This window comes from Streptomyces hoynatensis (assembly GCF_003626535.1).
In the GTDB taxonomy this organism is placed as follows: domain Bacteria; phylum Actinomycetota; class Actinomycetes; order Streptomycetales; family Streptomycetaceae; genus Streptomyces; species Streptomyces hoynatensis.
Map to the genome: position 1 here is coordinate 595,834 of NZ_RBAL01000001.1, position 16,968 is coordinate 612,801.

The following is a 16,968-nucleotide window of genomic DNA, read 5'->3' on the forward strand; positions in this document are numbered from 1 at the left end:
CACAATAGTCGCTGCCAGCGGCTTCGTGAGCCCGGAAGGCTGTTGATCCGCAACGCGCCCTGCCACATGCGCGTCGTTCCGCGGTACAGTGCTATAGAGGCCCGTCCGTACGCGGCGGGTCACATCCCCATGCTGGAGTTTCCTGGGCCCGGAAGGACCGCGCCCCGGATCCCCGAGGATGCCCGGTCGGTGGCCCGATCGGCTCCGACCTGACCAGCCCTCCGCGCGGTCCGTGCGCCCCGCACGAGCCGCGGCATGAGGGACCCGCTCGCGCGGTGCGTGCGCTTGAGCGAGACGACCGGGTCCCGCGCCGGCTGGCCGGCCCCACGGGCCCGCCATCCAACGGCACGGTAAGCCAGACCCGCCTCGCAGCCGTGTGCCGCGTCACACAAGAAGAGGCAACGACCCTGTCCGCTACCACCACCACCTTCCGGGATCTAGGAATCCTGGCCGAGACGGCCGAGGCCCTGGAGGCCGTCGGCATCACCGTCCCCTTTCCCATTCAGGAGATGACCCTCCCCGTCGCCCTGGCCGGCACCGACGTGATCGGCCAGGCGAAGACGGGCACCGGCAAGACGCTCGGCTTCGGCCTGCCCCTGCTGGAGACCGTCACGGTCCCCGCCGACGTCGAGGCGGGCCGCGCGCGGCCCGAGGAGCTGACCGAGACGCCGCAGGCCCTCGTCGTCGTGCCCACCCGCGAGCTGTGCCAGCAGGTGACCAACGACCTGCAGACCGCGGGCAAGGTCCGCAACGTCCGGGTGGTCTCGATCTACGGCGGGCGCGCCTACGAGCCCCAGGTCGAGGCGCTCGCCAGGGGCGTGGACGTCGTCGTCGGCACCCCAGGGCGGCTGCTCGACCTGGCCGGCCAGCGCAAGCTGCGGCTGTCCCAGGTCCGCTGCCTGGTGCTCGACGAGGCAGACGAGATGCTCGACCTCGGCTTCCTGCCCGACGTCGAGAAGATCATCGAGCTGCTGCCGGCCAAGCGCCAGACGATGCTGTTCTCGGCCACCATGCCGGGCCAGGTCATCGCGCTGGCCAGGCGTTACATGAACCAGCCCACCCACATCCGCGCCACCGAGCCCGACGACGAGGGCGCGACTGTGGCCAACATCACGCAGCACGTCTTCCGGGCCCACTCGCTGGACAAGCCGGAGATGGTCGCGCGCATCCTCCAGGCCGAGGGCCGGGGGCTCGCGATGGTCTTCTGCCGCACCAAGCGCACCGCCGCGGACGTCGCCGACCAGCTCTCCCGGCGCGGCTTCGCCGCCGCCGCGGTGCACGGGGACCTGGGGCAGGGCGCGCGCGAGCAGGCCCTGCGGGCGTTCCGCAAGGGCAAGGTCGACGTGCTCGTCTGCACCGACGTGGCCGCCCGCGGCATCGACGTGGACGGCGTGACGCACGTCATCAACTACCAGACGCCCGAGGACGAGAAGACCTACCTGCACCGGATCGGGCGCACCGGCCGCGCGGGCGCCAGCGGCACCGCCGTCACGCTCGTCGACTGGGACGACATCCCGCGCTGGCAGCTGATCAACAAGGCCCTCGGGCTCGACTTCCCGGACCCGCGGGAGACGTACTCCACCTCGCCGCACCTGTTCGAGGAGCTGCACATCCCGGAGGGCACCAAGGGCACGCTGCCGCGCGCGGAGCGGACCAGGGCCGGGCTCGACGCGGAGGAGGTCGAGGACCTCGGCGGCCCCGACAGCAGGCGCACCCGCCGCGGCGGGGCGCAGCAGCGCCCCCAGCGGACCAGGACCCCGCGGCAGCGGCGCCGCACGCGGGGCGGGGTCGCGGTCGCCCGCGAGGACGACGGGCCGGACGCCGCCGCGGCGGCCTCCTCCGCGGGCCGGACGCCGGGGCAGCCCGCCGCCTCCGCCGGGGCCGAGGCCGCGGCGGGGGAGCAGCAGGCCGCGCCGCGCAAGCCGCGCCGCAGGCGGCGCACCCGCAACGGCCGGCCCACCGAGGCCGGCGCGTAACCACGGGTCCCGGGCGCGGGGAGCACCTGTCTCCCCGCGCCCCTGCATTCCGGGCCGCCGGCCGCCCCCACCCGGGCGGCCGGGCGTTCGGGCGGGGCCGCCGGCTCAGAACACCGGCGTGCCCTCCCGGGTGAGGCGCCAGTCCACCGAGGCGAAGGCCGAGGGATCGATCTGGCCCGTCTGCTGCACCCAGGCGATGATCGTGTTCCGGATCTCCTCCGAGTTCGACCACACCTGCTCGGCGTCCGCGACGTGCGGGAAGTTCCCGCCGCCGCCGGCCCGGTAGTTGTTCACGGCGAGCACGAACTCCGCGTCGTCCGCGATCGGCTCGCCCTGGAACCGCAGTCCGGATATCCGCGAGCCCGGTGCCTTCGCGATGTCGATGTCGTACGTCACGCCGCCGACCACGTCGTAGTTGTAGTCGGGGATGCCGTCCGCGTTGGTGAGCGAGGCCGGGTCCACCGCGCCGCCCGCCGGGGTCTGCACGAAGTAGCGCGCCGAGAACTCCAGGTAGTCCCGCAGCTGGGCGCCGGTGATCAGCCGCGCCTCCAGCGTGTTCTCGTAGACGTAGAGGCCGGCCACGTCCCTGATCGTCACCTCGCCCGCCGGGATGGCCGCGGAGCGGGAGAAGCAGGCGGCCTGGGAGAGCACGGGCAGGTCCGCGTACTCGCCGCCGGCCAGCGCCTCGCGCACCGTCTCCGCCTGCACGTGGTTGATGAAGTCGACGATCGGCGCGTCCCGCCAGGCGGCCTCGGCCGCCGACATGGCCTCGGTGGCGGTGCCGATGACCTGGTTGACGTAGGCGACGACGCGGGCGTGCTGCTCGGCGAGCAGGCCGGTGATCCGCGGGTCCTCGGGCACGGTGTTGCTGTTCAGCACGCCGGCCGACACCGACTCCACGGTCCAGTGGCCGCGCTCCCACACCAGCTCGAAGTCGAAGGTCGTCAGCCGCTCGCCCCACAGCAGCGGCTGGGAGAGGACCACCTCGCGGCCCGTGGCCTCGTTCACGACCCTGGCCTCGGCGATCTCCACGTGCGAGTGGCCGACCAGGATGGCGTCGATGCCGGGCACCTGCCTGGCGACCAGGGCGGAGGCGTTCTCCACGTAGGGGACCTGGTCGCCGTAGGAGGACTCGCCGCTGGTGCCGGAGTGGGCCGAGACCAGGACGACGTCGGCGCCCATCGCCCGCAGCCGCGGCACCCAGTGGGCGGCCTGCTCGACGAGGCCGTCGAAGGTCATCCGCCCCTCGACGTTGTTCCGGTCCCAGATGGCGATGCCGGGGTTGGTCAGGCCGAGGACGGCGACCTTGACGTCGCGGCCGTGCGGGGTGCGCAGCCTGGTCGTCCAGTACGGCGCGAAGGCCGGCCGGTCGGTCCTGGCGTCGAGCGCGTTGGCGGCGAGCAGCGGGAAGTCGCACTGCCGCTCGAAGGCGCGCAGCAGCGGGATGCCGTAGTTGAACTCGTGGTTGCCCAGGGCGGCCGCGTCGTAGCCGATCGTGTTCATGGCCTGGGCCATCGGGTGCACCGGGCCGCCCTCGCCCGTGATCGGGTCGATCCGCGCGTAGTAGTAGGAGAGCTGCGTGCCCTGGATGGTGTCGCCCGCGTCGATGAGGAGCGTGTTCCCCCGGCCCTTGGCCTCGCGCACCTGGTTCACCAGGGTCGAGATCTTGGCGAGGCCGACGTCGTTGTGCGCGGCGTCGTCGTACTCGGCGTCGGTGAAGTAGTCCCAGTTGTAGACGTGGCCGTGCAGATCGGTGGTGCCCATGACGGTGAACGCGTAGCGCTTCTCCCGGCCCCGGCCCGCCGGGGCGGCGGCGCTCGCGGGGGCCGTGCCGACGGCGCCGGCGAGGGCGACCCCGGCGCCGGTGGCGGCGGTGCGGCCGAGGAAGGCTCTGCGGTCCAGGCGGGTGCGGCGGCCGGGGGTGTCGGACGACATCGGTGACTCCTCGTTCCTGGTGGTTCTGGTGGTTCGGGCGGTTCCGGCGGTTCCGGCAGTCCTGGCGGTTCCGGTGGAAGGGCTGGAAACGCGCGTAGATTCTGGCGGAGCGCGGGCCCGGGGAACACCCCCGGGACGTTGCGCGTATATGACGAGTCCATGTCCCGCCGGCCGGCCGCGTTAGAGTCGAACCCGTGAGCAGCAGGTGGGGCGCGAGGCGCGCGAGGACCCGGATCACCGGCCCGGACGCGGGGGTGGCCGGGCGATGAGCAGACCCCCGTTCTGCGCGCTTCCCCCCGGGACGCGAGCCGGCCGGCTGAAGACCAGGCGCGGCGAGTTCGCGATGCTCGACGCCGTCCCGGCCGGCCGCGAGGAGGCCCCCGCCGGCACGGTCCTGCTGGTGCCCGGCTTCACCGGCAGCAAGGAGGACTTCATCGCGCTGCTCGCACCGCTGACGGCGGCCGGGTACCGCGCGGTGGCGGTGGACGGCCGCGGCCAGTACGAGTCGGCGGTCACCGAGACGGGCGCGGTGGCGCGCTCGGCGTACGGGCTCGGCGCGCTGGCCGAGGACGTGCTCGCGCAGGCCGAGGCGCTGGGCCAGGAGCCGGTGCACCTGGTGGGGCACTCGCTGGGCGGCCTGATCGCCCGCGGGGCCGTGCTGCGGGCCGTGGCCGCGGGCCGGGCGCAGCCCTTCGCCTCCCTGACCCTGGTGGCCTCGGGCCCGGGCCGGGTGGCCTCCTGGCAGCGCTGGAAGGTGCGGGCGCTGAGCGCCTGCCTGCCGCTGCTGGGCCCGCGGCGCGTGTGGCGGCTGGTGACCCGCCGCCCCGAGCCGGGCGAGGTCGGGGACTTCATGCGGCGCCGCTGGCTGGCCAACGCCCCCGAGCAGCTGCTCGTCACCGGGCGCACGCTGCGCCACGAGCCGGACCGGGTGGCGCGGCTCGCGGCGGCCGGCCTGCCGGTCCACGTGGTCTCGGGGGAGCGGGACGGCGCCTGGCCGGTGCCCCTGCTCGACCGGATGTCCGACCGGCTGCGCGCGCACCGCACGGTGATCAGGGGCGCGGGGCACTCCCCGAACGCCGAGCGGCCGCTGGCCACGGCCGCGGCCCTGGTCGCCTTCTGGGCCGGGGTGCCGGCCGTCCCGCCCAGCCTGGCGGGCTCCGGCGCGGAACGCCTCAGCCGGTGACCGGCCGCGCGCCCTTGGCACGCGCCACGATCTCCTCGTACGCCCCGGGCGCGGTGGTGTGCTCCCCGAGCGCGCAGGTCTTCCGGCTGCCGTGGTAGTCGCTCGACCCGGTCGCCACCAGGCCGAGCCCCGCGGCCAGGTCGTGCAGCCTGCGCCTGGTGTCCTCGTCGTGGTCCATGTGGTCGGCCTCGACGCCGTCGAGCCCGGCCTCCGCCATCCTGACCAGGGTCTCCTCGGGCACCACGCGGCCGCGCCTGGAGGCGAGCGGGTGCGCGAAGACGGCGACGCCGCCCGCGTCGTGGATCAGCCGGATCGCGGTGAACGCGTCCAGCTCGTGCTTGGCCACGTGGGCCCGGCCGCCGTCCCCGATCCACTCGGCGGTGAAGGCCGCCGAGACGTCCTCGATCACGCCGGCCTCGACCATCGCGGCGGCGATGTGCGGGCGGCCCACCGAACCCTCGGCGAGTTCCCGCACCCGCTCCCAGGCGACCGGCACCCCCAGCTCCTGCAGCCGCGCCACGATGGCCTTCGCCCGCGGCACCCGGTCGTCGCGCAGCAGGTCGCGCTCCCTGGCCAGCGCGGGCTCCGCCGGGTCGAAGAGGTAGCCGAGCATGTGCAGGCTGATCCCGTCCAGGCGGCAGGAGATCTCCGCGCCGGTGACGAGGGTCAGCCCGGCGGGCAGCGCCTCCAGCGCGGCGGCGTGGCCGGCGACGGTGTCGTGGTCGGTCAGCGCGAGGACGTCGAGCCCGGCGGCGGCCGCGTTGCGGACCAGGGCGGCGGGCGAGTCCGTGCCGTCGGAGGCCGTGGAGTGGGCGTGCAGGTCGATGCGCACGCGGCTCAGGATAGCCGGGCCGCCCCCCGGCCCCCGGCGGACGGCAAACGGCCCCGGTGGGGAACGGGCCCCGTGGGAGACGGCCCCGGCGGGGGAAGGCCCCCGGCGGGGCTGGAGCAGGGGAGCGGCGGCCGGCCGCGCCGCGCGGGGCGCGGCGGCGGGCGTCAGGCCAGAATCCGGGGCGAGAGGGCGCCGCAGGGGACGAGTTCCAGCTCGGAGCCCGCGTCGCGCAGGTCGGTGAGGACCAGCTCGTCGTACATCAGCAGCCCCGACTCCTCCGGCCAGGTCACCGCCCACAGCCACAGGCCCATCGCCTCCCCGGCGAAGACGGCCCGGTCCGCCGGGGCGTCGCGGACCTGCCACAGCGGGGTGGGCCATCCGGCGGCCAGCACCTTGGCCGCCGGGGGCTCCTCCACCCGCAGGGAGCGGCCGGGGTCGGGGCCGTCGATGCCGGCGTAACGGGCGCCGAGGCCGACGCCGAGCTCCTCGGCGATCAGGACGAGTTCGCCCGGGCCGCCCAGCGGGCTCGGCCCCGAGCAGGCGACGGCGGTGGCCCGGCCGCCGCTGCGGTCGTCGCCGGCGCAGGCCACGCCCGTGAACACCCAGCCGACCGGGAGCGGCCAGGGCATCCACAGCGGCACCTGGGTGCGGCCCACCACGGCGCTGAGGGCGTTGACGCTCGGCGGGACGATCGGCTGCACCGGGTGCACCGCGCCGTGGGCGGCGCACTGCCAGGAGTCGGCGAAGAGGCCGGGCGCTCGCACGCGGGCGCCGCACCTCGGGCAGCTTGGTTCGCCCCTCATGAGGAACAACAGTTGTCGCGCGTCGCCGGTCCGTCAAGGCGTGTCACCCGGTCAGGGGTACCCCGGTGCGCAGCGGGTCACGCGGGTCGATTCCGTGCCGCCGCCAGCGCCCGCGCAGTTCGCCGGCGCCGCGGGCCCGCTTGACGGCCGCCTCGGCCGGCGTCATCGGCGACAGGGGCAGGAAACGCACCGCGTCCCCGGGCTCCGCCGACTCCGCGGCGTCGGGCAGCGGCGGCTCCGGCTCGCCGACGAGCACCGAGGTGAACGGGGCCCCGGGCCACAGCGGCTCGCCCAGGTCCAGCGAGGCATCCGGCGCCACGATCACGCCCTCCACCTGCGGGGACGAGGCGAGCACGGCCAGCGGGCGCAGCACCCCGTCGGTCGCCGCCCGGCCCGCGCGCAGCGTGAGCACCAGCTCGGCCCTGGGCCCGTGCTCCGGGTCGAGGACGGTGACCCCGGGCCCGGCGCCGAAAGGGGCCCCTGCGGCGCCCCCGGCGCCCAGCGCCTCCGGGGGCCCGGCCATCGGCTCGGCCGACATGCCGAGTGTGACGTAGCGCACCAGGGTGGGCCCGGATTCCTCCTCGCGGCCGAGGAAGCGGAGCACCTCGATCCGCCCGGCGCCGAGAAAGGTGACCGAGGCCCTGGCCTCCGGCTCGCCGAGCGCCGCGCGCAGCCGTTCCTCGACCCGTGCGAGCAGGTGGGTCATGACCGGTGTTCTCCCCTGATGACGAGGGCGAGGCCCAGCAGGACGACGGCGAGCGCGGGCCAGGCGGCGGCGGGTGGGAGCTGCCCGAGCCACAGCGCCGCGACGACCGCCGCGCCCGGCGTCTCCAGCAGCAGCGCCGTGGAGGTGATCGAGGGGCCGAGGGCCGGCACCACGCGGTTGAGCAGCGAGTGGCCGAGCAGCTGGGAGGCGCAGGTGAGGGCGAGCAGCTTCAGCCAGGTCTCCGCCGGGTATCCGCCGCCGAGTCCGCCGTTCCCTGCCACGCCGCCGGCCAGGCAGCAGCCGAGCAGCAGTACGGCGGTGGTGCCGTAGCAGAGAAAGGTGTAGCCGGTGGTGCTCACGCTGCGCCGCACCCGGTCCCCGGCCAGGACGTAGCCCGCCGCGGCCATCCCCCCGCCCAGGGCCAGCGCGTCCCCGGCCAGCGCGCCGGGCGAGACGCTCAGGTCGACCCCGGTGAGCAGCAGCACCCCGGCGAAGGCCACGGCGGAGCCCGCCCAGACCCCGCGCGGCGGGCGGTGGCCGAGCAGCCGCAGCAGCAGCGTGGTCCACAGGGGGGTGGTGGTCACCAGGGCGACGGACGAGGCGACCGAGGTGTAGCGCAGGCTCGGCAGCCACAGGCCGAAGTGCAGGGCGAGCAACGCGCCGGCGCCCACGGAGAGCAGCAGGGTCCTGCGTCCGGCGCGGGCGAGTTCGGCGCGCGCCCGGCGGCGGAGCAGGACCACGGGGGCGAGGCCCGCGGCGGCCAGGGCGTTGCGCCAGAAGGCGATGGCGAGGGCGGGCGCGGCGGTGGCGGCGATCAGCGGCCCGGAGAGCGAGATCCCGCCGACGGCGACGGCGAGCAGCAGCAGGTCGGCGGTGGGCAGCCCCATGGCCCGGCGGCCGGTGGGGCGGGTGCCGGCGCGGCCTGGCCGGCGGGCCCCGGCGGTGGTCACGGCTTCTCCCTGCGATGCGGCGCCGTCCCGCGCCGGCTCCGGGGCGGCGGAGGCGGGAAGGGGCGGGAAGGAACGGGGAAGGGGGGACATACGGCGCGGACGTGCGAACGGCGGCCGGAGAGCCGGCCGCCGGTTCCCTGGCCCGCCGGGCGGGCCGGTCGATCAGAGGGCGCCGAAGCCCACGCGCCGGACGGCCTGCTCGCCGATCTCGACGTAGGCGATGCGGTCGGCGGGGATCAGCACCTTGCGGCCCCGCTCATCGACCAGGGTCAGCAGATTGCCCGTGCCGGAGAGTGCCTCGGAGACGGCGCTCTCCACCTCCTCGGCAGACTGCCCGCTCTCGAGAACGATCTCGCGCGGCGTGTGCTGAACGCCGATCTTGATCTCCACGGCTTGTCCCTCCACTGGTCCGTTACTGGTCACAGGTTAGCCGCGGCCGGGTCCCGGCCTCGCGCGGGCGGGCACGCCCTGAGCGAACAGGGGACCGGAGGGGGAAGCCGCCGGGCGGCGGGCTCAGTGCTGCATCGGGAAGCCGGCGATGCCGCGCCAGGCGAGGGCGGCGGTGAGGTTCTTGGCGACGTCCCTGGGGATGCTGTCGCCCGCGCTGAGCCAGTGGCGCGCGGTGACCTGGGCGAGGCCGCACAGGCTCACGGCGAGCAGCATCGACTGCTCCTCCGGCAGGTCGGTGTCCTCCGCGATCAGCGGGCTGACCAGCTTGGCGCAGTCGAGGGAGACCTGGTCGACGCGCTCGCGCACCGAGGGCTCGTTCGTCAGGTCGGACTCGAAGACCAGCCGGAAGGCGCCGCCCTCGTGCTCGACGAAGGAGAAGTAGGCGTCCATCGTGGCCGCGATCCGCTGCTTGTTGTCCGTGGTCGAGGCCAGGGCCTGGCGCACCGCCTGGACCAGCGCCTCGCAGTGCTGGTCCAGGAGCGCGAGGTAGAGCTCGAGCTTGCCCGGGAAGTGCTGGTAGAGGACCGGCTTGCTGACGCCCGCGCGGTCGGCGATGTCGTCCATCGCCGCGGCGTGGTAGCCCTGGGCGACGAAGACCTCCTGGGCCGCGCCCAGGAGCTGGTTGCGCCGGGCCCGGCGCGGCAGGCGGGTGCCGCGGGGGCGCGCCTCGGTCTGCTCAGTGGCTGTCACGCCGCCTCCCGGTGTCATGTGCACGGAATAGCCGACTCCCGGCCATGCCGTCATCGTACGTTCGTGTCGTCGCACGTTGTGCATTCCGAGAGGAGCATTTCACTCCTCGGACACCCCGTCCCTCGCGCCTCCTGGCGCCCTGTGGCGCTCGGGGGCGGCAGGAGGCGCCCGGGAGGCGTGGCGCGGGGGCCCGCGGCCCCGGCGCCGGTCAGCGGTAGTCGTCGTCGCCGGGGTCGACCACCCTGGCCTGCTCCGCCGCGTCCGCCGGGTCCGCGTCGTCCCTGGCCCGTTCGGTGAGCGGCGTGTCACGCAGACGGAGGAGTTCGAGGCGCTGCTCGGCGGCGTCCCCCTCGGGGGCCTCGTCGGCCAGCTCCTCGGCCAGCTCGTCGTACTCGCCGAGCTCCCCCTCCTCGGCCAGCTCCCCGTACTCTCCGTACGCCCCGTACTCGGGGTGGGCGTCGGCATGGCCGCCCGCGCGGGGGGCCTCCCGGGCGCGCGCCTCCTGCAGAAACTCCCCCGTCGCGTTCCCTCGCTTCGAATCCCTGGATTCCCTCGGCATCGGGCTCCACCTCCGGACGACAGCGGGCAACTCCACCCTAGGGCGGGGCGGGAAACGGCGCGAACCGGCCGCGCCCATGCCCCGGTCCCCTCCGGTACCCGCCCGGGCGCGGTTCAGGCGTCTCTCCTGCCTTCCCGCGCGTTCCTCACGCGCTGCCCGCCGTTTTCCGGCGGCCCCCCGGCCCCGCAGACCCGGCCTTTCGCCTCCCCGCGCGCGAAAACCCCCCACGGCGCGCGGAGATGGTGTGACGAGCTCGTAATATTGCCGCATGCCAGGGACCGGGGAGCAGCGGGTCGAGTCGGCCCTCGCGGAGGCGGAGGGGTGGCCGGGCACGCGGGAGGGCGAGACGCTCAGGTCCGTGCGGCTGCCCGGGATGCGGGTCGCGGTGCGCCGCCGCCCGGGCAGGGCGGACGGCCTCCCACCCGCCTTCTTCGTGCACGGAGTCGGCGGCTCCTCGCGCAACTGGTCCTCGCTGATGGAGCTGCTGGCCGACGACGTCGAGTGCGAGGCGCTCGACCTGCCGGGCTTCGGGGCCTCGCCGCCGCCGGGAAGCCGGGACTACTCGGTGTTCGGGCACGCCAGGGCCGTCGTGCGCGCGCTGGAGGCCGCGGGCCGCGGCCCGGTGCACCTCTTCGGCAACTCGCTGGGCGGCGCCATCGCCGTCCGGGTGGCCGCGCTGCGCCCCGACCTGGTGCGCTCCCTCACCCTCATCTCGCCCGCGCTGCCCGAGATACCGCCGCAGCGGACCGCCCTGCCCACCGGCCTGCTCGGGGTGCCGGGCGTCACCGGCCTGCTGCGCCTGATGACGCGCGGCAGGCCGCCCTCGCAGCGCGCCAGGGAGTTGCTCAGCCTCTCCTACGGGGACCCCTCGCGGATCACCCCCCAGGAGTACGCGGCGGCCGAGGCTGAGCTCCAACGCCGCGAGGCGCTACCGTACTTCTGGGACTCGCTCGCCCGTACGGCGCGTGGCCTGGTCGGTGCCTACACGCTCGGTGGCCAGAACTCCCTGTGGCGGCAGGCCGAACGGGTGCTTGCGCCGACGCTGCTGGTGTACGGGGTGCGGGACCGGCTGGTGTCGTTCAAGATGGCGAGGCGGGCCAGCCGGACGTTCGGGAACTCGCGACTGGTCATGCTCCCCGGAGCCGGGCACGTGGCCATGATGGAGTACCCGGCCGTGGTGGCCGGCGCGTTCCGGGAGTTCCTCGCCGAGACGACGTCCGCAGTGGACGGGTGAGGGAGCCGCATGGATCGCACGGACCGGGCGCACCCCGGGCACGGGCCCGCATCGTCGACCCCGCCGCCCGGGTCAGCCTTGGGGACCGGCGGGTCAGGACCGCGCCAGGAGTATCTGGATGCCTTCAACGAGGAGAACTTCGGAGGCGGGCCGCGCCTCCCGCGGCCGCGCCAGGCCGAGCCGCCGCGCCAGGCGGGCCCGCGGCCGTCCGGCAGGCACGGGAAGCCGCGGAAGGGCGGCGGCGTGCCCGGGGATAGCCCGCGCCGTGGCCCGCGTTCGGGCCGGGGCCGCACCCTCGCCGGGGTGACCGCGGCGGCGCTGGTGACCGTGCTCGCCGTGGTCGTCGCGGGACAGGTGGCGGGCGGAGAGGACGGCGGGGACGAGGCGGACGAGGCCGCGGTGGGCGCCGGGGCGGGCGAGGAGACGGCCTCCCAGGAGCCGCCGGACGCGGAGACCCTCACCGGCGAGGCGCCACAGGCCCCGCCCGCTCCCAGCTACGGGGAGCTGATGCACATGACCTTCCCGCTGGCCCCGGACCTGACCGCCTCGGGCGACCTGGTGCCGGTCGGCGGCAGCGACCCGGCCCCGAACCCCGACGCGGACACGGTGCTGCACTACCGGGTGGACGTGGAGGCGGGCATGGACCTCGACCCCGAGTTCTTCGCCGAGGTCGCCCAGCGCACCCTCAACGACGACCGCAGCTGGAGCCACGGCGGGGAGCGCTCCTTCGCCCGGGTCTCCGGCGACGACTACGACTTCATCCTCACCCTGGCCAGCCCGGGGACGGCCGCCGACTGGTGCGCCCGCTCCGGGCTCGACATCACCGAGGACAACGTCTCCTGCGACTCGGCGAGCACCGACCGCGTGATCATCAACGCCTGGCGCTGGGCGCAGGGCGCGGAGACCTACGGGGACGACATCGCCGCCTACCGGCAGATGCTCATCAATCACGAGGTGGGCCACCGGCTCGGCTTCAACCACGCGGTGTGCCCGGCCGAGGGGGCCCTCGCGCCGGTGATGATGCAGCAGACGAAGTGGCTGACCCTCAACGGGCTCACCTGCCTGCCCAACCCCTGGCCCAACCCCGAGGACGGAACGCGGTAAACGAGCGCATCCCGGGACGCGTTACGGATTTTCACCCTTTTTGATGGTGTGACGGACAACCGTCCATCCTTCCCGGCACATGTAGACATACCGTCTTGCCGTCACGGGAGAGAGGGATGCAGGGGGTGAGCCGGTGCGGGGCACTTCGTTCGGGGCGCCGTTCGCGGCGCGGCCCCCGCGGGGCCGCGCGGGCCTGCGGGCCGGCCGGGCGGCGGGGCGGGGCACAGGAGGACCGTTTCGCCGGGCGCCGCGCCGCGGCGGGCGGACCGGCTCCCCGGCCGCGACCGCGGCGCCTTGCGGGGCGGCGTTATCCGCACTCCGGGCGGAGGGGATCGCATGCCGGCCGCCGGCCGGCCTCTGTCTCCGGACTGTTCTCCCGAAGGTTCGTACACACGCAAGGAGCACAGACCGATGAGAGTGCTGCTTCTCGGCGCCGGCGGCTATCTTGGCCGCTTCGTCGCAGACCGGCTGCTCGCCGACCCCGCCGTCCAGCTCACCGCCCTGGGGCGCGGCGACGACGCCGACGTCAGGTTCGACCTCTCCACCGGCAGCCCCGGGGCGCTCACCCGCTTCCTGGACGCCGTGCACCCCGGGGTCGTCATCAACTGCGCGGGCGCGATCCGCGGCACCGCCAGCGAGCTGGCCAGGCACAACACGGTGGCCACCGCCACCCTGTGCGAATCGCTGCGGCGCAGCGGCTGCCGGGCCAGGCTGGTGCAGATCGGCTGCGCGGCCGAGTACGGGCCCTCGCAGCACGGCTCCTCGATCGCCGAGGACGCGGTGGCCAGGCCCGGCGGCCCCTACGGCGTCAGCAAGCTGGCCGCCACCGAGCTGGTGCTCGGCTCGGGGCTCGACGCGATCGTCCTGCGGGTGTTCTCGCCCACCGGGCCAGGCACCCCGGCGGGCTCCCCGCTCGGGCGGCTGGCCGACTCGCTGCGCCGCGCGCTCCAGCACGGCGACGGCGAGTTGCGGCTCGGCGGGCTGAACGTGCAGCGCGACTTCGTGGACGTCAGGGACGTCGCCAGGGCGGTGCACGCGGCGACGCTCTCCGCGGCCCAGGGCGTGGTCAACATCGGGACCGGGCACGCGGTGCGGCTGCGCGAGGCGGCGAACGCGCTGGCCAGGATCTCGGGCTTCACCGGCACGCTGCACGAGGTGGAGGGCATGCCGGGGCCGCGGCACTCCCCGGAGGCGGGCGGCCACCCGGCGCCCGTGCCGCAGGTGAGCGCCTACCCCGACGGCTGCGGCGCCTGGCAGCAGGCGGACGTGCGCACGGCCAGGGACCGGCTCGGCTGGCGGGCCAGGATCAGCCTGGAGGAGTCGCTCGCCGACATCTGGATGGAGGCCGCCTGCCGCCTGTGACCGCGGCGGCGCCCGGCCGGCGGCCCGCCCGGCCAAAGCCGCCCGCGTGCCGTGCGGCCCGCCGGGCGCTGCCCGCACTGTGGAACCGGGGTCTCGGAATGAGACCGCGCGTGGCAGTGTTGTGGGGAAACGACGATTGTCCCTTTGACCAACGGAGTCCCCGTGTCGCTGCCACCGCTGGTAGAGCCGGCCGACGAGCTCACCGTAGACGAGGTCCGCAGGTACTCCCGCCACCTGATCATCCCGGACGTCGGGATGGACGGGCAGAAGCGGCTGAAGAACGCCAAGGTGCTGTGTGTGGGCGCGGGCGGTCTTGGCTCCCCCGCGCTGATGTACCTGGCCGCGGCCGGGGTCGGCACCCTCGGCATCGTGGAGTTCGACGAGGTGGACGAGTCGAACCTCCAGCGGCAGGTGATCCACAGCCAGGCGGACATCGGCAAGTCCAAGGCGCTCTCCGCGAAGGAGACCGTCCAGGGGATCAACCCGTACGTGCAGGTCAACCTGCACGAGGAGCGCCTCGACTCCTCGAACGTGAGGGAGATCTTCGCGCAGTACGACCTGATCGTGGACGGCACGGACAACTTCGCCACCCGCTACCTGGTGAACGACGCCTGCGTGCTGCTGAACAAGCCGTACGTGTGGGGCTCGATCTACCGCTTCGACGGGCAGGCCTCGGTCTTCTGGTCCGAGCACGGCCCGTGCTACCGCTGCCTGTACCCCGAGCCGCCGCCGCCCGGCATGGTGCCCTCCTGCGCCGAGGGCGGCGTGCTCGGCGTGCTGTGCGCCTCGATCGGCTCCGTCCAGGTCACCGAGGCGATCAAGGTGCTCACGGGGACCGGCGAGCCGCTGGTCGGGCGCCTGATGATCTACGACGCCCTGGAGATGACCTACCGCCAGGTCAAGGTCCGCAAGGACCCGAACTGCGCGGTCTGCGGCGAGAACCCGACGGTCACCGAGCTGATCGACTACGAGGCCTTCTGCGGGGTCGTCTCGGACGAGGCCCAGGAGGCGGCGAAGGACTCCACGATCACTCCGCGCCAGCTCAAGGAGTGGATCGACAACGACGAGAAGATCGAGATCATCGACGTCAGGGAGCCCAACGAGTACGAGATCGTCTCCATCCCGGGGGCGCGGCTCGTGCCGAAGGACGAGTTCCTGCTGGGCAACGCGCTGAGCGAGCTGCCGCAGGACAAGCGGATCGTGCTGCACTGCAAGACCGGGGTGCGTTCGGCCGAGGTGCTCGCGGTGCTGAAGAACGCCGGCTTCTCCGACGCGGTGCACGTCGGCGGCGGGGTCATCGGCTGGGTCAACCAGATCGAGCCCGACAAGCCGGTCTACTGACGGGCCGGGCCGAGGGGTTCGCGCGGAGGGCGGCCGGGGCGCGGAACACGCCCCGGCCGCCCTCGCGCGCGCCGGGCGCCGGGCCCCGGCTCAGTCGCAGGTCTTGCCGTCCTCGGGGACCTCTCCCTTGAGCAGGTAGGCGTTGGCCGTGTCGCGGACGCAGTCGTTGCCGCTGTTGTACGCGCCGTGCCCCTCGCCGTCGTAGACCAGCTCCACGCCCACGTCGTCGCCGAGCGCGTCCTTCATCCGCTCGGTGCCCTGGAAGGGGGTGGCCGGGTCGCCCTTCGTCCCGATCAGCAGGATGGGGGCCGAGCCCGCGGCGCCGACCTCGGGGTGGGCGCGCTGCCCCGCGAACGGCCAGTGGGTGCAGGACAGCAGCCCCCAGGCCATCGCCGGGCCGAAGACGGGCGAGGCGTCGGTGAACTCGTCCATCGACCGGCGCACGTCCCGCTCGGAGTAGCGCTCGCTGGAGTCGGCGCAGCTGATCGCGGTGAGCGAGGACTGCAGGGTGGTGTACGTGCCGTCCGGGTTGCGGCCGTTCATCGAGTCCGCCAGGGCGAGCAGCACGGTGCCGTCGGGGTCGTCCTCGTCCAGGGCGTCGTCCAGGCCCTGGGTCAGGTAGGGCCAGAAGTCCTGGGAGTACAGCGACTGGGCGATGCCGCTCCAGGCCAGGGACTGGGTCAGCTTCCTGCCGTCGGGGTCCCTGGTCGGGATCGGGTGGTCCTTCAGGCGGTCGAGGAAGCGGGTGAGCCGGTCCTCGGCCTCGTCCTCGTCCTGGCCGAGGGGGCAGTCCTCGCTCTGGGTGCACTGGTCGAGGTAGTTGCCGAGGGCGAGCTGGAAGCCCTTGGCCTGGCCGAGGGCGCCGTCCTTGGCGGTGCCCGTGGGGTCCACCACGGCGTCGAGGAGCGCGCGGCCGACGCGGTGCGGGAAGAGGTGGGCGTAGACGCCGCCGAGTTCGGTCCCGTAGGAGATGCCGAAGTAGTGCAGCTTGTCGTCGCCGAGGACCTCGCGCATCAGGTCCATGTCGCGGGCGGTGGCGGTGGTGGTCAGGTGCGGCAGCAGGCTGCCCGCCTGGTCCTGGCAGCCGCGGTCGAAGTCGGCGAGCCGGCCGGAGAGGGCGCGGCGCTCGCGGGCGCCGTCGGGGACGGTGTCGGCGGCGAAGAACTCGTCGAGCTGCCCGTCGTCCAGGCACCGCACGCCCTCGCTGTCGCCGACGCCGCGGGGGTCGAAGCTGACCAGGTCGTAGCGGCGGTTGAGGTCGTCGTAGTCCTGGCCGAAGGCGGGCAGCGTGACCACGCCGGAGCCGCCTGGCCCGCCGAAGTTGAAGAGCAGCGAGCCGATGCGCTGGTCCGCGTCGCCCTTGCTGCGGGCGCGGATCATGGCGATGTCGATGGTCTGGCCGCCCGGGTCGGTGTAGTCGCGCGGCGCGGTCATCGTCGCGCACTCCCACCGCTCGCCGTCGGGCAGCGGGCTCGGCGAGGTCTCGTCGTCGCCCTGGCTGGAGTCGGGCGGCGGGCAGGGCTGCCAGTCGAGGTCCTGCTCGGTGAACGAGGCGGGCAGGTCACGCGTGTCCGTGGCGTCCTCGTCGGCCGCCGGCCTGAGGCGTTCCGGCCGGGCGCCCTCTCCCTCCGCGGCGCAGCCGGCGGCGGCCAGCAGGAGGGTCGTGGTCACCAGGCACCGCGCGAACGGTCGGCCTCGGGTCATGGCGTGGCTCCCATCGGTTGCTCCGGCAGGCTCATCGTGTGCGGGGCGCGCGCGGCCCCGCACGCCGGAGGAGGGCAACCGAGTGAGCCCCCAGCGCGCCTTGAGCGCCGGGGGCGGGGGGATGGTGTGGGGGGCGGTG

At 74.6% G+C, this 16,968-nt stretch carries 15 protein-coding genes; 6 read left to right on the plus strand and 9 right to left on the minus strand.

Annotation, left to right across the window (positions count from 1 at the left end):
* Positions 1 to 509 precede the first annotated feature (509 nt).
* The gene (locus D7294_RS02620; RefSeq protein ID WP_479681724.1) at positions 510 to 1,976 is read left to right on the plus strand and encodes a DEAD/DEAH box helicase; all 1,467 of its coding nucleotides are present in this window, start codon (positions 510 to 512) and stop codon (positions 1,974 to 1,976) included.
* Between the two features lie 105 nt (positions 1,977 to 2,081).
* Here the strand turns inward: D7294_RS02620 and D7294_RS02625 are convergent, their stop codons facing one another.
* Positions 2,082 to 3,911 (minus strand): bifunctional metallophosphatase/5'-nucleotidase, encoded by a 1,830-nt coding sequence (locus D7294_RS02625; RefSeq protein WP_120674914.1) that lies wholly within the window; start codon positions 3,909 to 3,911, stop codon positions 2,082 to 2,084.
* A 265-nt stretch (positions 3,912 to 4,176) separates the two neighbouring features.
* Here D7294_RS02625 and D7294_RS02630 point away from each other — a divergent pair, with 265 nt between their 5' ends.
* Positions 4,177 to 5,094: an alpha/beta fold hydrolase gene (locus tag D7294_RS02630; protein ID WP_120674915.1), complete on the plus strand. Its 918-nt coding sequence runs from the start codon at positions 4,177 to 4,179 to the stop codon at positions 5,092 to 5,094.
* On the opposite strand, the gene D7294_RS02635 is transcribed toward D7294_RS02630, so the two are convergent.
* The 7 genes from D7294_RS02635 to D7294_RS32775 form a co-directional block, all read right to left on the minus strand.
* The gene (locus tag D7294_RS02635) at positions 5,084 to 5,926 is read right to left on the minus strand and encodes a PHP domain-containing protein (protein ID WP_120674917.1); all 843 of its coding nucleotides are present in this window, start codon (positions 5,924 to 5,926) and stop codon (positions 5,084 to 5,086) included. The genes D7294_RS02630 and D7294_RS02635 overlap by 11 nt on opposite strands.
* A gap of 164 nt (positions 5,927 to 6,090) precedes the next feature.
* Entirely contained in the window at positions 6,091 to 6,729 is a 639-nt protein-coding gene (locus D7294_RS02640; RefSeq protein ID WP_120674919.1) for a DUF6758 family protein, read from the minus strand.
* 43 nt (positions 6,730 to 6,772) lie between these two features.
* Positions 6,773 to 7,435 (minus strand): suppressor of fused domain protein, encoded by a 663-nt coding sequence (locus D7294_RS02645; RefSeq protein WP_120674920.1) that lies wholly within the window; start codon positions 7,433 to 7,435, stop codon positions 6,773 to 6,775.
* Positions 7,432 to 8,385, minus strand: coding sequence for a DMT family transporter (locus D7294_RS02650; RefSeq protein WP_422070639.1), 954 nt, complete (start codon positions 8,383 to 8,385; stop codon positions 7,432 to 7,434). Before D7294_RS02650 ends, D7294_RS02645 begins: the two co-directional genes overlap by 4 nt.
* Before the next feature lie 162 nt (positions 8,386 to 8,547).
* A complete protein-coding gene (locus D7294_RS02655; RefSeq protein WP_120674922.1) occupies positions 8,548 to 8,775 on the minus strand; it encodes a DUF3107 domain-containing protein in 228 nt (75 codons plus the stop codon).
* A 123-nt stretch (positions 8,776 to 8,898) separates the two neighbouring features.
* Positions 8,899 to 9,525, minus strand: a complete 627-nt coding sequence (locus D7294_RS02660) for a TetR/AcrR family transcriptional regulator (RefSeq protein ID WP_120674924.1) — start codon at positions 9,523 to 9,525, stop codon at positions 8,899 to 8,901.
* 208 nt (positions 9,526 to 9,733) lie between these two features.
* Positions 9,734 to 10,084 (minus strand): hypothetical protein, encoded by a 351-nt coding sequence (locus D7294_RS32775; RefSeq protein ID WP_241562043.1) that lies wholly within the window; start codon positions 10,082 to 10,084, stop codon positions 9,734 to 9,736.
* Positions 10,085 to 10,457: 373 nt separating this feature from the next.
* Between D7294_RS32775 and D7294_RS02670 the strand changes: the two genes are divergently transcribed.
* The 4 genes from D7294_RS02670 to moeZ all read left to right on the plus strand — a co-directional run bounded on the left by D7294_RS02670 (position 10,458) and on the right by moeZ (position 15,125).
* Entirely contained in the window at positions 10,458 to 11,318 is an 861-nt protein-coding gene (locus tag D7294_RS02670; RefSeq protein ID WP_241562067.1) for an alpha/beta fold hydrolase, read from the plus strand.
* A gap of 303 nt (positions 11,319 to 11,621) precedes the next feature.
* Positions 11,622 to 12,422 carry a DUF3152 domain-containing protein gene (locus D7294_RS02675; RefSeq protein ID WP_241562044.1) on the plus strand — a complete coding sequence of 267 codons (801 nt, stop codon included), beginning with the start codon at positions 11,622 to 11,624 and terminating at the stop codon, positions 12,420 to 12,422.
* 411 nt (positions 12,423 to 12,833) lie between these two features.
* The gene (locus D7294_RS02680) at positions 12,834 to 13,784 is read left to right on the plus strand and encodes an NAD-dependent epimerase/dehydratase (RefSeq protein WP_120674930.1); all 951 of its coding nucleotides are present in this window, start codon (positions 12,834 to 12,836) and stop codon (positions 13,782 to 13,784) included.
* Between the two features lie 162 nt (positions 13,785 to 13,946).
* The gene (gene moeZ, locus D7294_RS02685) at positions 13,947 to 15,125 is read left to right on the plus strand and encodes an adenylyltransferase/sulfurtransferase MoeZ (protein WP_120674932.1); all 1,179 of its coding nucleotides are present in this window, start codon (positions 13,947 to 13,949) and stop codon (positions 15,123 to 15,125) included.
* Between the two features lie 90 nt (positions 15,126 to 15,215).
* Here the strand turns inward: moeZ and D7294_RS02690 are convergent, their stop codons facing one another.
* The gene (locus D7294_RS02690) at positions 15,216 to 16,829 is read right to left on the minus strand and encodes an alpha/beta hydrolase (RefSeq protein WP_120674934.1); all 1,614 of its coding nucleotides are present in this window, start codon (positions 16,827 to 16,829) and stop codon (positions 15,216 to 15,218) included.
* Positions 16,830 to 16,968 lie beyond the last annotated feature (139 nt).